The sequence below is a fragment of the Streptomyces sp. NPDC059900 genome, from assembly GCF_050270335.1.
GTDB lineage: Bacteria > Actinomycetota > Actinomycetes > Streptomycetales > Streptomycetaceae > Streptomyces.
This window is the reverse complement of sequence record NZ_JBNNJZ010000160.1, coordinates 1-11,298: the sequence shown is the minus strand read 5'-3', so window position 1 is coordinate 11,298 and position 11,298 is coordinate 1. Positions and strand designations below refer to the sequence as shown.

General features: G+C 72.3%; 12 protein-coding genes and 1 pseudogene. 7 read left to right on the top strand and 6 right to left on the bottom strand.

Going from position 1 to position 11,298, the window contains the following annotated elements:
• Positions 1 to 267, bottom strand: a pseudogene (locus ACQKIP_RS21530) (acyl-CoA dehydrogenase); the annotation flags it as partial.
• Positions 268 to 520: 253 nt separating this feature from the next.
• Here ACQKIP_RS21530 and ACQKIP_RS21525 point away from each other — a divergent pair.
• Positions 521 to 1,810: an MFS transporter gene (locus tag ACQKIP_RS21525; protein ID WP_365856882.1), complete on the top strand. Its 1,290-nt coding sequence runs from the start codon at positions 521 to 523 to the stop codon at positions 1,808 to 1,810.
• Positions 1,811 to 1,907: 97 nt separating this feature from the next.
• Here ACQKIP_RS21525 and ACQKIP_RS21520 read toward each other — a convergent pair whose 3' ends face one another.
• Together ACQKIP_RS21520 and ACQKIP_RS21515 are read right to left on the bottom strand one after the other, a co-directional pair.
• Positions 1,908 to 2,285 (bottom strand): VOC family protein, encoded by a 378-nt coding sequence (locus ACQKIP_RS21520; RefSeq protein WP_365856880.1) that lies wholly within the window; start codon positions 2,283 to 2,285, stop codon positions 1,908 to 1,910.
• Positions 2,282 to 3,064: a metalloregulator ArsR/SmtB family transcription factor gene (locus ACQKIP_RS21515; RefSeq protein ID WP_365856878.1), complete on the bottom strand. Its 783-nt coding sequence runs from the start codon at positions 3,062 to 3,064 to the stop codon at positions 2,282 to 2,284. The genes ACQKIP_RS21520 and ACQKIP_RS21515 overlap by 4 nt, the downstream gene beginning before the upstream one ends.
• A gap of 109 nt (positions 3,065 to 3,173) precedes the next feature.
• On the opposite strand from ACQKIP_RS21515, the gene ACQKIP_RS21510 reads away from it, so the two are divergent.
• A complete protein-coding gene (locus tag ACQKIP_RS21510) occupies positions 3,174 to 4,445 on the top strand; it encodes an APC family permease (protein ID WP_365856876.1) in 1,272 nt (423 codons plus the stop codon).
• A 32-nt stretch (positions 4,446 to 4,477) separates the two neighbouring features.
• On the opposite strand, the gene ACQKIP_RS21505 is transcribed toward ACQKIP_RS21510, so the two are convergent.
• A complete protein-coding gene (locus tag ACQKIP_RS21505) occupies positions 4,478 to 4,897 on the bottom strand; it encodes a DUF6223 family protein (RefSeq protein WP_365856874.1) in 420 nt (139 codons plus the stop codon).
• A 232-nt stretch (positions 4,898 to 5,129) separates the two neighbouring features.
• Here ACQKIP_RS21505 and ACQKIP_RS21500 point away from each other — a divergent pair, with 232 nt between their 5' ends.
• The 5 genes from ACQKIP_RS21500 to ACQKIP_RS21480 all read left to right on the top strand — a co-directional run bounded on the left by ACQKIP_RS21500 (position 5,130) and on the right by ACQKIP_RS21480 (position 9,827).
• Complete coding sequence (locus ACQKIP_RS21500; protein ID WP_365856872.1) at positions 5,130 to 6,257, top strand: sensor histidine kinase; 1,128 nt, start codon at positions 5,130 to 5,132, stop codon at positions 6,255 to 6,257.
• Entirely contained in the window at positions 6,254 to 6,913 is a 660-nt protein-coding gene (locus ACQKIP_RS21495) for a response regulator transcription factor (RefSeq protein WP_365856871.1), read from the top strand. The genes ACQKIP_RS21500 and ACQKIP_RS21495 overlap by 4 nt, the downstream gene beginning before the upstream one ends.
• Before the next feature lie 169 nt (positions 6,914 to 7,082).
• Positions 7,083 to 8,117: a proline racemase family protein gene (locus tag ACQKIP_RS21490; RefSeq protein ID WP_365856870.1), complete on the top strand. Its 1,035-nt coding sequence runs from the start codon at positions 7,083 to 7,085 to the stop codon at positions 8,115 to 8,117.
• Between the two features lie 85 nt (positions 8,118 to 8,202).
• Positions 8,203 to 8,811: a TetR/AcrR family transcriptional regulator gene (locus tag ACQKIP_RS21485; protein ID WP_365856868.1), complete on the top strand. Its 609-nt coding sequence runs from the start codon at positions 8,203 to 8,205 to the stop codon at positions 8,809 to 8,811.
• The gene (locus ACQKIP_RS21480; RefSeq protein ID WP_365856866.1) at positions 8,808 to 9,827 is read left to right on the top strand and encodes a DMT family transporter; all 1,020 of its coding nucleotides are present in this window, start codon (positions 8,808 to 8,810) and stop codon (positions 9,825 to 9,827) included. Before ACQKIP_RS21485 ends, ACQKIP_RS21480 begins: the two co-directional genes overlap by 4 nt.
• Before the next feature lie 135 nt (positions 9,828 to 9,962).
• Here ACQKIP_RS21480 and ACQKIP_RS21475 read toward each other — a convergent pair whose 3' ends face one another.
• Together ACQKIP_RS21475 and ACQKIP_RS21470 are read right to left on the bottom strand one after the other, a co-directional pair.
• Positions 9,963 to 10,535, bottom strand: coding sequence for a GNAT family N-acetyltransferase (locus tag ACQKIP_RS21475; protein ID WP_365856864.1), 573 nt, complete (start codon positions 10,533 to 10,535; stop codon positions 9,963 to 9,965).
• Positions 10,535 to 11,298 (bottom strand): tRNA (adenosine(37)-N6)-threonylcarbamoyltransferase complex transferase subunit TsaD (locus tag ACQKIP_RS21470; RefSeq protein WP_427743794.1); only part of this gene is annotated, 764 nt, incomplete at its 5' end. The genes ACQKIP_RS21470 and ACQKIP_RS21475, both read right to left, overlap by 1 nt.

Sequence of the window (11,298 nt, the reverse complement as noted above, 5' to 3'; positions counted from 1 at the left end):
GGTCCACCCTGCCGCGGCGTCGTGGTAGCTGGCCCGTTCCACCGTCTCGATCAGCTGCCGTGGCGCGAACTCGTATCCGCCCAGGCTCAGCGGGAGCTCGGCCCGTACGATCCCGGTGTCCAGCAGCGCCCGCGCAGTGTCGTCCGGGAGCTTCCCCAACTCCTCGGCTGCATCGGCCCGTTCGTCGAGCATCCCACCGAGGGCGTCGATCCGTTCCAGCATTCCCGCCAGTTCCGCACTGACATGCAGCCGACCCCTGTCCCCCATGACATTCCTCTCCCTGTGGCCTGTTTCCCGATCGTCTCACGCACCCGTCGGCAGCCCCGGCTCAGGGGCTCCAACCAGACACCACTGCAAGGCTGTTGGAACCGGACGGTGGGCATCAGGCGCCGGAATCGACGGCCCGCCACGCCGCGGAGAGGGTGATGAAGCCATCCGTGCGAGGGACAGCATTTTCGGGGCGCCGGTGTGTGGCGGCCCGTGGTCTAATCGCTGCGGTCATCGGGAAGAAGGGAGGTCCGTGTCCACTCGTGATGCGCGCGAGAGCACGACGTCGGCGGGCCGGTCAGGGCAGGAGCCTCCCGGCCTGTGGGGTAATCCCGACTACCGGATTTTTCTGGGCGTTCAGACCCTTTCGGCTCTCGGCGATTCCTTTTCCTACGTGGCGATCCCGCTCCTGGTCCTGCACAGCACCGGTTCGGTGGTGCGGATGGGTCTCGTCACCGCCCTGACCGGGGTCGCCTCGATTCTCACCGGGCTGTTCGCCGGTGTGATCGTGGACCGTGCGGACCGGCGTCGGCTCCTCATGCTGACCGACTGGGCGCGTTGTCTGCTGTTCGCTCTGATCCCGCTGGTCTGGATCTTCGCTGAGCCGATGTGGCTGATCTACGCGGTTGTCCCGGCCGCGGGCGTGTTCATGATGCTGTTCCGGGTGGCGTATGTGACGGTCGTCCCGGCCATCGTCGGACCCGATCAGATCACCAGGGCCAACGGCCACCTGTTCGGCACCTACGCGGCCGCCAGTGCCGGAGGGCCGGCACTGGCGGGCTTCGTCGCCTCTGTCTTCGGCCCGGCCGCGGCCATAGGCATCGACGCGGCCACCTTCGCCTTCTCCGCCATCGGCATACTCTTCGTGAAGATCCGCCCTGCCGGGCAGGCCGCTGCGCGCAGCGGCGTGGAACGATCAGGTGTGCGGGGCGAGTTCCTCGTCGGCGTGCGGTTCTTGTGGGCCCACCCGGTGCTGCGCCCGCTGACGGTGCTGCTCTCCTTGCTGACTTTTCTCACCTACGGGCTCACCGACCTCATCATCTACCTCGTCAGGGAGGACTTGGGGCATGCGGACAGCACGGTCGGCTTCGTCCTGAGCGCCGGCACACTGGGCTCCTGCCTGGCGTCGTTCGCCGTCGCGCGCGTTCGCGAACGCCTGGGGTTCGGCGCGAGCTGGATCGGCGCCTTCGCGCTGTGCGGGACGGCCGTGCTGTGTCTGGGGCTGTCGCACAGCGTCCTGGTGGTCGGTGTGCTGGCCGCCGTGCTGCTGTTCTGCACCGGCATCGCGGGCACCTGCTCCATGTCGCTGCGCCAGGAGGTGACTCCCAGCCACCTGCTGGGGAGGGTGACCGCCGCGTTCTGGACCACCCACTCCGCACTGGGCCCGCTGGGGGCGGCAGCCGTCACGGCCGCGGCGGCCGGGGTCGGTGTCACCGCCACGTGCCTGGGCATCGGCGTCAGCGTGGTGTGCATCGCCCTGACCGGGATACTGACGGGAATCGGGCAGAGCCGTCCGGAGAATCCGGCCATGCGGGACGCGTGACACAGGGCCGTGGAAGTGGTGCGGGTGCACGAACGTCCGCCACGTCTGCTCCCACACCTGCCGTCACTCGGCTGCCACGGGTGCGGATGCGCTACGCCTAGCGGGCGGCTTCGAACAGCTCGATGAGATTGCCGGCCGGGTCGGCGAGCAGGATCTGACGACCGCCGGGGCCCCGGACGACCTCGCTGCGGAAGGCGACCCCGGCGCTGCGCAGCCGGTCGGTCTCGGTGTCGAGGTCGTCGACGATCAGGTGGATGCGATTGCCGCCGGTGCCGAGGTCGGCGGGGGTGGCGCGGGCTCCCGACGTGGCCGGGCCGGACAGCAGCAGACGCAGCGGTCCGCGGGTCACGTCGGCGAAGGCCGGCGCGGGGTTGCTGCGGAGGGTGAAGCCCAGGTGGGTGGTGTAGAAGTCGACGGCCGCCTGGACGTCGTCGACGAGATAGCGGACGCTGGCGAACTGCGCGGCGGTGGTCATGGCTTGACCTCCTGCGGTGAGGGGATGAGCAGCGGCAGCACGTAGCGGATGCGGGTTTCCAGCTCTGCTGCCGTGCGGATGAATGCGGGGTAGCCGGCCGGGCCGGGGGTATCGGCTGCGGCGGGGTCGGGGATGCTCCAGTGGATCAGCCGTGTCCGGTCGCCGAAGTCGGGGCAGACCTCGCGGACCTTGTCGCACAGGCTGATCACGTGGTCGAAGCGGCGGCCGGCCAGGGTGTCCAGGTGCCGTGGGCGCTGTTCCGGGATGTCGATGCCGTGCTCCTCGCGCAGGACTCGTACGGCGTCGGGATGGATGTGGGGTTTGGGGTGGCTGCCGGCGCTGGTCACCTCGATGCGGCCGCCGGTGTGCCGGCGCAGCAGCGCCTCGGCGATCGGTGAGCGGGCGCTGTTGCCGGTGCAGGCGAAGAGGACGGCAGGTCGTCTCGCCGGCGGCGGTGAGGGCAGCGACGGCGGGGTGGGGGCGAAACCCAGCGCCGGGTGCAGCGCGGTACCGGCATGGGCGAGCGCGTGGGCGCACCGCTCCAGATCCAGGTGGTAGTAGCTGTCGCGGGCGTCGAAGCTGCTGCGGCGGGCGGTGACCAGCCCTGCGGCGCGCAGCAGGCGCAGATGGTAGGAGACCAGGTTCTGCGACTGGCTGACCTGCTCCACCAGTTCACGGACCCGGTAGTCACCCGTGGCCAGTTCGGCCAGCAGCTTCCACCGCAGCGGGTGGGCGGCCATCCGCACGAACGCCGGGGCGGCAGAATCCGGGGGCCTCATGAAGCCAGAATACATCAATATGAATTGATGTATCTTACGGTCGGGGGTCCAACGCCCCTCGCCGGAAGACGGAGGCACCTCGCCCAACGCCGGAAGACGGAGGCACCTCATGCGCCAGTCCGCCCAGACCGCGTCACCTCAGCTCCGGCGGCGGCTCGGCGTCGGCGACGCCGTCCTCATCGGACTCGGTTCGATGATCGGCGCGGGTATCTTCGCCGCGCTCGCCCCGGCCGCCCGCGCGGCCGGCTCCGGGCTGCTGCTCGCTCTGGCGGCGGCCGCGGTGGTGGCGTACTGCAACGCCACCTCCTCCGCCCGGCTGGCCGCCCGCTATCCCGCTTCCGGCGGCACCTACGTCTACGGCCGCGAACGCCTGGGGGACTTCTGGGGCTACCTGGCCGGCTGGGCGTTCGTGACCGGCAAGACCGCCTCCTGTGCGGCGATGGCGCTGACCGTCGGCTCGTACGTGTGGCCCGATCACGCCCACGCGGTGGCGGTCGCCGCGGTGGTGGCACTGACCGCCGTGAACTACGCCGGGATCCAGAAGTCCGCGTGGCTGACCCGGGCAACCGTCGCCGTCGTCCTTGCGGTGCTGGCGGCGGTCGTGGTCGCCTGCCTCACCTCGCCTGCCGCGGACGCGGACCGGCTGCGTGTCGGCTCCGATGCCACCGTCACCGGTGTGCTGCAGGCGGCGGGATTGCTGTTCTTCGCCTTCGCCGGGTACGCCCGCATCGCCACCCTCGGCGAGGAGGTCCGCGATCCGGCGCGCACCATCCCCCGCGCCGTCCCGCTCGCCCTCGGCCTCACCCTGACCGTGTACGCGGCCGTGGCGCTCGCCGTCCTGACGGTGCTGGGGCCCGGCGGGCTCGGCGAGTCGGCGGCGCCGCTGTCGGAAGCGGTGCGGGCCGCGGGGGCGGGCTGGCTGGCGCCCGTCGTGCGGGTCGGGGCGGCCGTCGCCGCGCTCGGCTCCCTGCTCGCCCTGATCCTGGGTGTCTCGCGCACCACCCTGGCCATGGCCCGCGACCGGCACCTGCCCCACGTCCTGGCCGCCGTTCATCCGCGCTTCCAGGTGCCGCACCGCGCTGAACTCCTGGTGGGGGCCGTCGTCGTGGCGCTCGCCGCCACGGCCGACGTACGCGCCGCGATCGGCTTCTCCTCCTTCGGCGTCCTGGTCTACTACGCCATCGCCAACGCCTCCGCCTGGACGCTCACACCAGACGAGAACCGGCCGCCTCGCCTCGTCCCCGTACTCGGCCTGGCGGGCTGCCTGGTGTTGGCCTTCACCCTGCCCGCCCCCTCAGTCGTGTGGGGAACCGTGGCCCTCGCCGCCGGCGTCGCCGCCTACCTCGCCCGGCGCGCGGTCACCGCCCGCCGGGCGTCCTGAACCGCCCACCTGTACGGACAGCCGGACCGACATCAGCGCGGCCCCGGCGGTGCTGGTGGGACGGACCCCAACTCCCCCTCGTGGCCCACGCGATCGGCGCTGCGCCCCGCGCGCCGGGAGCGGGTGAGAGCACGCCGGCCGAGCACCGCACCGGCCAGCCCCAGCGGAATGGCTGCGATGGCACCGACAAGGCCGTTGCCGGTGCCGGGGCCGCCGCTGGAGGTGGCCAGGTGCAGCGCCGCGAGGGCCGTGCCGACCAGACCCGCCGCCATGGCTGCCAGGGCGCCGGTGCGCGCGCTGCCGGTGCCGATACGCCCGGCGACGCGGGCCAGGGCCAGCCAGCCGATGGCCACGCCGATCAGCCCTGCCCCCAGGGCCAGGTTGGCCCCCGTGCGTCCGTCGCCGATGACCCCGCCCTCGGCGGCCGCCGTCAGGACATCTGCAGTGCTCATGCCGCTCTCCTCATCGTGTGCGCAGCGAAATCCGCGGTTTCTGTCGTGCCTTGAGGGTGCCGGGCGACCGTGCGCCGGTCGCCCGGCAGTTGCGGTCTCTTCGGGCTGCCGTCGACGTGGCAGCCGCCTGCCACGGATGCGGCAGGCAGGGGGCCAGCACCGCGGGGGCGGTAGCCGGCCGCTCGTCCGCGGGAGGGACTCGCCCGCGGCGGTGTCCCGCTAGGGTGCGCGCATGGACACAGGGCGATTTCGTGTCCCGGCCGGTGTCCTGGACTGGGCGATTGCCCTCAGCGTGGCGGGGCTGCTGCTGGGAGGCGGGCTGTCGGGGCAGCAACCGGCCGGGCGGATCGAGCTGTTCGGCGCCGTGCTGCTGGCGGCGGGCGGTCTGGCGCTGGTCGGGCGCCGCAGGGCTCCGATCGCCGTGCTGGCCGTCACCGCCCTGTGTGCGGCGGGCTACGAGGCGGCGGGCTTTGACGTGCTCGCTGTCCCCTACCTGGTCGCGGTGTACGGCGCCGTGCGGGCCGGACACCGTGCCCTGACGGTGGCGGCGTCCGTGGCCTTGCTCGTCGTCCTGCCCGTGACGGCTCTTCTCTTCCGTGACGGACCCGCGCGCGATGCGTTCGCGCAGGCCCGCAACGTACTGGAGATCGCCTGGCTGATCGCTGCCTTCGCCGCCGGTGAGGCGCTGCGGCAGGCCGAGCGGCGGGCGGAGGAGGCCGAGCGCACCCGTGAGGAGACCGCTCGGCGCCGCGCGGACGAGGAGCGGCTGCACATCGCGCGGGAGTTGCACGATTCCCTCACCCACCAGATCTCGATCATCAAGGTGCAGTCCGAGGTCGCCGTTCACGTCGCCCGCAAACGCGGCGAGCAGGTACCCGCGACGCTGCTGGCGATCCAGACCGCCGGGCGGGAGGCGACGCGGGAGCTGCGCGCGACCCTGGAGGCGCTGCGCGACGACGACGCAAGCCCGCCGCAGGGCCTCGACCACGTACCAGAACTGGTGGAGCGCGCCCGTGCGATGGGCCTGGACGCGGCACTGACGATCGAAGGGCAAGGGCAGGACATACCGGCCGCGGTGGGCCGCACCGCCTACCGCATCGTGCAGGAGGCACTGACCAACACCGCCCGGCACGCCTGTGCCACCACCGTGGCGGTGCGGATCGGATACCGGTCCGACGCACTTGCCGTCCAGGTGGACGACGACGGCAAGGCCACCCCCGATGACGCCCCGGCACCCGGCCTCGGGCTGCTCGGCATGCGCGAACGCGTCACCGCCCTCGGGGGCCGGCTCCGTGCGGAGCCCCGCACCGGGCACGGCTTCACCGTCCAGGCCCTCCTCCCCGTGGAACGAGCATCATGATCCGTGTCCTGCTGGTCGACGACCAGCCGCTCATCCGCAGCGGGTTCCGCGCGCTGCTCGACCTCGAACACGACATCGACGTGGTGGCCGAAGCCGCCGACGGACAAGAGGCTTTGGCGCTCATCAAGGAGCAGCTGCCCGACGTCGCGCTCATCGACATCCAGATGCCGGTCATGGACGGCATCGAGGCGACCCGGCGCATCGCGGCGGACCCGGCCCTGGCCGGCGTTCATGTCGTCATGCTGACCAACTACGGCATGGACGAGTACGTCTTCGACGCGCTGCGCGCCGGCGCCGCCGGTTTCCTGGTCAAGGACATCGTGCCGGAGGACCTGCTGCACGCCGTACGGGTGGCTGCCCGCGGGGACGCTCTCCTCGCCCCCTCCATCACCCGCAAGCTGATCCACCGATACGTCAGCCAGCCGCTGCCCACCGCCGGCGCCGTACTGGACGAGCTGACCGGACGCGAACGCGAAGCGGTCGCCCTGGCCGCGCAGGGCCTGTCCAACGACCAGATCGCCGCCCACATGGTGATCAGCCCGATGACCGCGAAGACCCACATCAACCGGGCCATGACCAAACTCCACGCCCGCGACCGCGCCCAACTTGTGGTCCTGGCCTACGAATCCGGACTGGTCACCCCGCGCAACAGCTGACACGCAGTCCGGGCTGCCCGGGCCGGCGACTCTGCCAGGCTGGCGTAAATGCCGGTTGCCGGTGTGCCCCGTATGCGGGGCACGGTCCCGCCACGCCGAAGATGGCAGGAGCCCCCTTCACCGGCGACCGCGCGTGAGCACGGCTCGTCCACCGCACAAGGAGACGCCCATGGCCGGGCCGCACCCCTCGACGATCAGCACCGTTGACTACCACACCGGCGGTGAGCCCTTCCGCATCGTGAGCGAGCCGCCGGTTGCCATCGAAGGCGCCACGGTCGCCGAACGGCGCGTCATCGCCATCGCCGACCCCGACGTCGACCGCCTGCGCAAGCTGCTGTGCTCCGAGCCGCGCGGGCACGCCGACATGTACGGCGGGTTCATCACGCCGCCCGACGACGAGGGCGCCGACTTCGGGGTGCTGTTCTGGCACAAGGACGGCTTCTCCACCGCCTGCGGTCACGGCTCCATGGCCCTCGCGGCCTGGGCCGTGCAGACCGGACGCGTCGAGCGCGACCCCTCCGGCACCACCACCGTCGTCATCGACGTCCCCTCCGGCCGCGTCACCCTGCGCGTACGCACCGACAGCGGCAGCGGGAAGGTCACCGGCATCGACTTCGTCAGCGTGCCCAGCTACCGCCTGGCCGGACAGGTCAGCCTCGCCACCTCACGCGGCGAGGTCGCCGTCGACATCGCCTACGGCGGCGCCATCTACGCCCACCTCGCCGCGTCCGCCGTCGGACTGGCCGTGACTCCGGACCATTACAACCACCTCATCGCCATCGGACGCGAGGTGAAGTGGGCGCTGAACGACACCGATTACGCCCGCCACCCCGCCGACGACCGCCTCAGCGGCATCTACGGAGCCATCGTCTACGACGACCTCGGCGCCGACGCCGACGGCAATCCCCACCAGCGCAACGTCGCCGTCTTCGCCGAGGGCCAGGTCGACCGCTCCCCCTGCGGCTCCGGCACCTGCTCACGCGTCGCCGTACTCGCGGCGACCGGCGCCCTCAAGCCGGGCCAGACCCTGGTTCACGACTCGATCGTCGGCAGCCGCTTCACCGCCCGCATCGCCGGGGAGCTGACCGCCGACGGCCACCAAGCCGTCATCCCGGAGGTCACCGGAACCGCGTACCGCACAGGCGAGCACCGTTTCGGACTCGACCCGGACGACGAACTCGGGACCGGCTTCGTCCTGCGGTAGACGACGGGCTGCCCCGGCCCGCCGCCGGGGCACACGTCACCGGCATTAATTTATGTAGACTGACCTACCTAAATTAGGAGGGCCGATGGCCGATACCGCCCCCGCGGCACCGCAGCCGGGCAAACGGCAGGGAGCCGCGCGCCGCAAGCTCCTCGCCGCGGCTGCCCGCCGCTTCTACGCGGACGGCGTGGCGGCCACCGGGATCGACACGATCACCGCCGAAGCCGGCGTCGCGAAGATGAGCCTGTACAACAACTTTGCCTCCAAGGCCGACCTCGTGCTCGCGTATCTGGACGCAAGGCACGCGGAGTGGCTGGACCTGTACCGCAGTCGGCTGGCGGGCGTCGAGGGCGGCCGTGACGGGGTGCTGGCGGTCTTCGATGCCTACGCCGATCACGCCCGGTTCGCCTACGAACGGGGATTCCGCGGCTGCGGCCTGCTCAACGCCGCGGCCGAGCTCCCCGCCGAACACGAGGGACGGGCCGCGGTGCGCCGCCACAAGGAGGAGGTCGAGGCGCTGCTCGCCCTGCACATCGCGCAGCTGCTGCCCGACCGGCCCGAAGAGGCCCGTTCCGTGGCGGAGCACCTGGCGTTCCTGCTGGAGGGCGCGATGGCGCGGGCCGGCCTTGAGGGCACGGACCAACGCGTCACCCACGCGCGCACCATGGCAGCAGACCTGTTGGAACGCCTGTGAACGGGCCTGCCGGGCGCGGGACCGCGTCCGTGGGCGCCGGATCGGCCTGCGTCCTGCTCGCCTCGCTGCTGTGGGGCACCACCGGCACCGCCGCCACGTTCGCCCCGTCCGTCGGGCCGCTGGCGATCGGGGCCGTCGCCATGGGCCTGGGCGGACTGCTCCAGGCCCTCATCGCGGCACCCCGGATCCGGCGTGCCTCCCCGCAGCTCCGGGCGCAGCGCGGTGTGGTGCCCCTCGGAGCCCTCTCGGTGGGCGCCTACCCGCTGGCGTTCTACAGCAGCATGCACCTGGCCGGTGTCGCCGCCGGAACCGTGGTGTCGATCGGCTCCGCTCCCCTGGCCTCCGCACTGATCGAACGGGTCGTCGACGGCCGGCGCCTCACCCGCCGCTGGATCACCGGCGCCGTTCTCGGCTTGTCCGGGACGGTGCTGCTGTGCGTCGCGCAGGCCGCCGGCTCGCACTCCGGGCCAGGGGCCCGCTCGGCCGGTGCGACCGTGCTGGGCATCGGTCTGGGCCTGGTCGCCGGGCTCACCTACGCCTTCTACTCATGGGCGGCACACCGTCTGATCAACCGCGGTGTCCCCTCCGGCGCGGCCATGGGAACGGTCTTCGGAATCGGCGGCGTGCTGCTGGTGCCCGTACTCCTGGCCACCGGGGCGCCTCTGGCGGAGTCATGGACCAACGCGGCCGTGGGGGCCTACATGGCCCTGGTCCCCATGTTCCTCGGCTACGTCCTGTTCGGCTGGGGCCTGGCCCACGTCCCGGCCAGCACGGCAACTACCCTCTCGCTCCTTGAGCCGGCGGTCGCGGCCGTCCTCGCCGTCCTGGTGGTCGGCGAACGCCTCCCTGTGCTCGGCTGGGGCGGCATCGCCCTGGTCGTCGGCTGCCTGGCCGTGCTGACCGCACCCGCCCGAAGCGCGACAGCGCCCGCACGGCGGCCCCCGTCGGACCGCGGACCGGATATGGCGCGGATCCCCGCTGCTGCGGCCGACGAGGCACGGCACGGCGCCAAGTAGCGCCGACCGTAAGCCCGCTCGCAGAAGGAGCAATCAACAGGCGGCCGGCACCGCGGTCCCGGCCGGGCCGAAGCAGCCGGGGGAACGCCGGCGGATGTCGGCCATGCGTAGGGGATGTTGCTCCATGGTCGGGGGTCAGAAGGGGCGGGCGGCGGCCGTGCGGGCCGGGTGTCGGGGGCCGAGGTAGGCCGCATGGCCCGCACCTCCGGCAGCGGGGTGGGTGGCCGGCGTCCAGCCCGCCCGCTCGTAGAAGGCGCGGGCCTCTTCGGCAGCCACCGAGGTCAACAGCCAGCAGCGGCCGTCGCCTTGGTCTGCGGTCACCGTGCGCAGCAGCGCGGCGCCCGCACCGGTACCCCTGGCGCGGCCGGCGACCGCCAGTTCGTCCACCTCACGGCCGCCGCACAGCCATGCGACCGTACGGCTCTCACCGAGAGCAGCCGCTATCTGCGGATAGCAGCGGCCGGCGGGGAAGGGCCGTGGCGTCGTCCAGGCGGTGGCCCAGCCAAGGACCGTCTCCCCGTCCAGCGCCAGCGCGGCCGTGAATCCAGGCCGGGCCGCGTCCGCCCTCAGCCGTCGCAGGTATCCGTCCGCCTGCTCGGGCCCCTCCCTCCAGGGGGCGCCCCCGAACGCATCCGCGTACACCGCGCGAACGCCCTCCGCGTACAACAGCAGACGGCTTCCGGAAACGGTTCTGATAATGGCGCTCATCAGGCCGCTTTCACCGGCGTACCGGGCAGCGGGGTGAGCGCGGCGTACTCGAGCGGCGCGGACGGATCGATCGACACGTTCAGCGGCGCGGGCTCGGCTCCGGCGCGCACCAGCAGGTCACCGACGGCCGCGATCATCGCTCCGTTGTCCGTGCACAACGTCATGGGTGGCACTCGCAGTTCGATCCCCGCGGCCGCGCACCGCTGCTCGGCAAGGCCGCGGACCCGTGAGTTCGCCGCGACCCCGCCGACCACGATCAGCGTCTTCACGTCGTACGCGCGGCAGGCCGCGAGCGCCTTGCGGGTGAGCACGTCCGCGACGGCCTCCTGAAGCGCGGCGGCCCCCTCGGCCACCGGTGGCTCCTCGCCCCGGAGACGATGCCGCTCGGCCCAGCGGGCCACGGCGGTCTTGAGCCCGGAGAAGGAGAAGGCGTACGGGTCGTCCCCGGGGCGGGTCAGCGGTCGGGGGAACGAAACCGCCAGCGGATCTCCGGCCCGCGCCGCTCGGTCGATCGCGGGCCCGCCCGGATACGGCAGCCCCAGGATCCGGGCGACCTTGTCGAAACACTCCCCCGCCGCGTCGTCGAGCGTGTCTCCCAGGTGCAGGATCGGCTCGCGCACCAGATCCCGCACCAGCAGCAGCGAGGTGTGGCCGCCCGAAACGATCAGCACCACGCACGGGTCGGGCAGCGGGCCGTGCTCCAGGGTGTCCGCGGCGACGTGCCCGGCCAGGTGATGGACCCCGTAGAGCGGGAGTCCGGCCG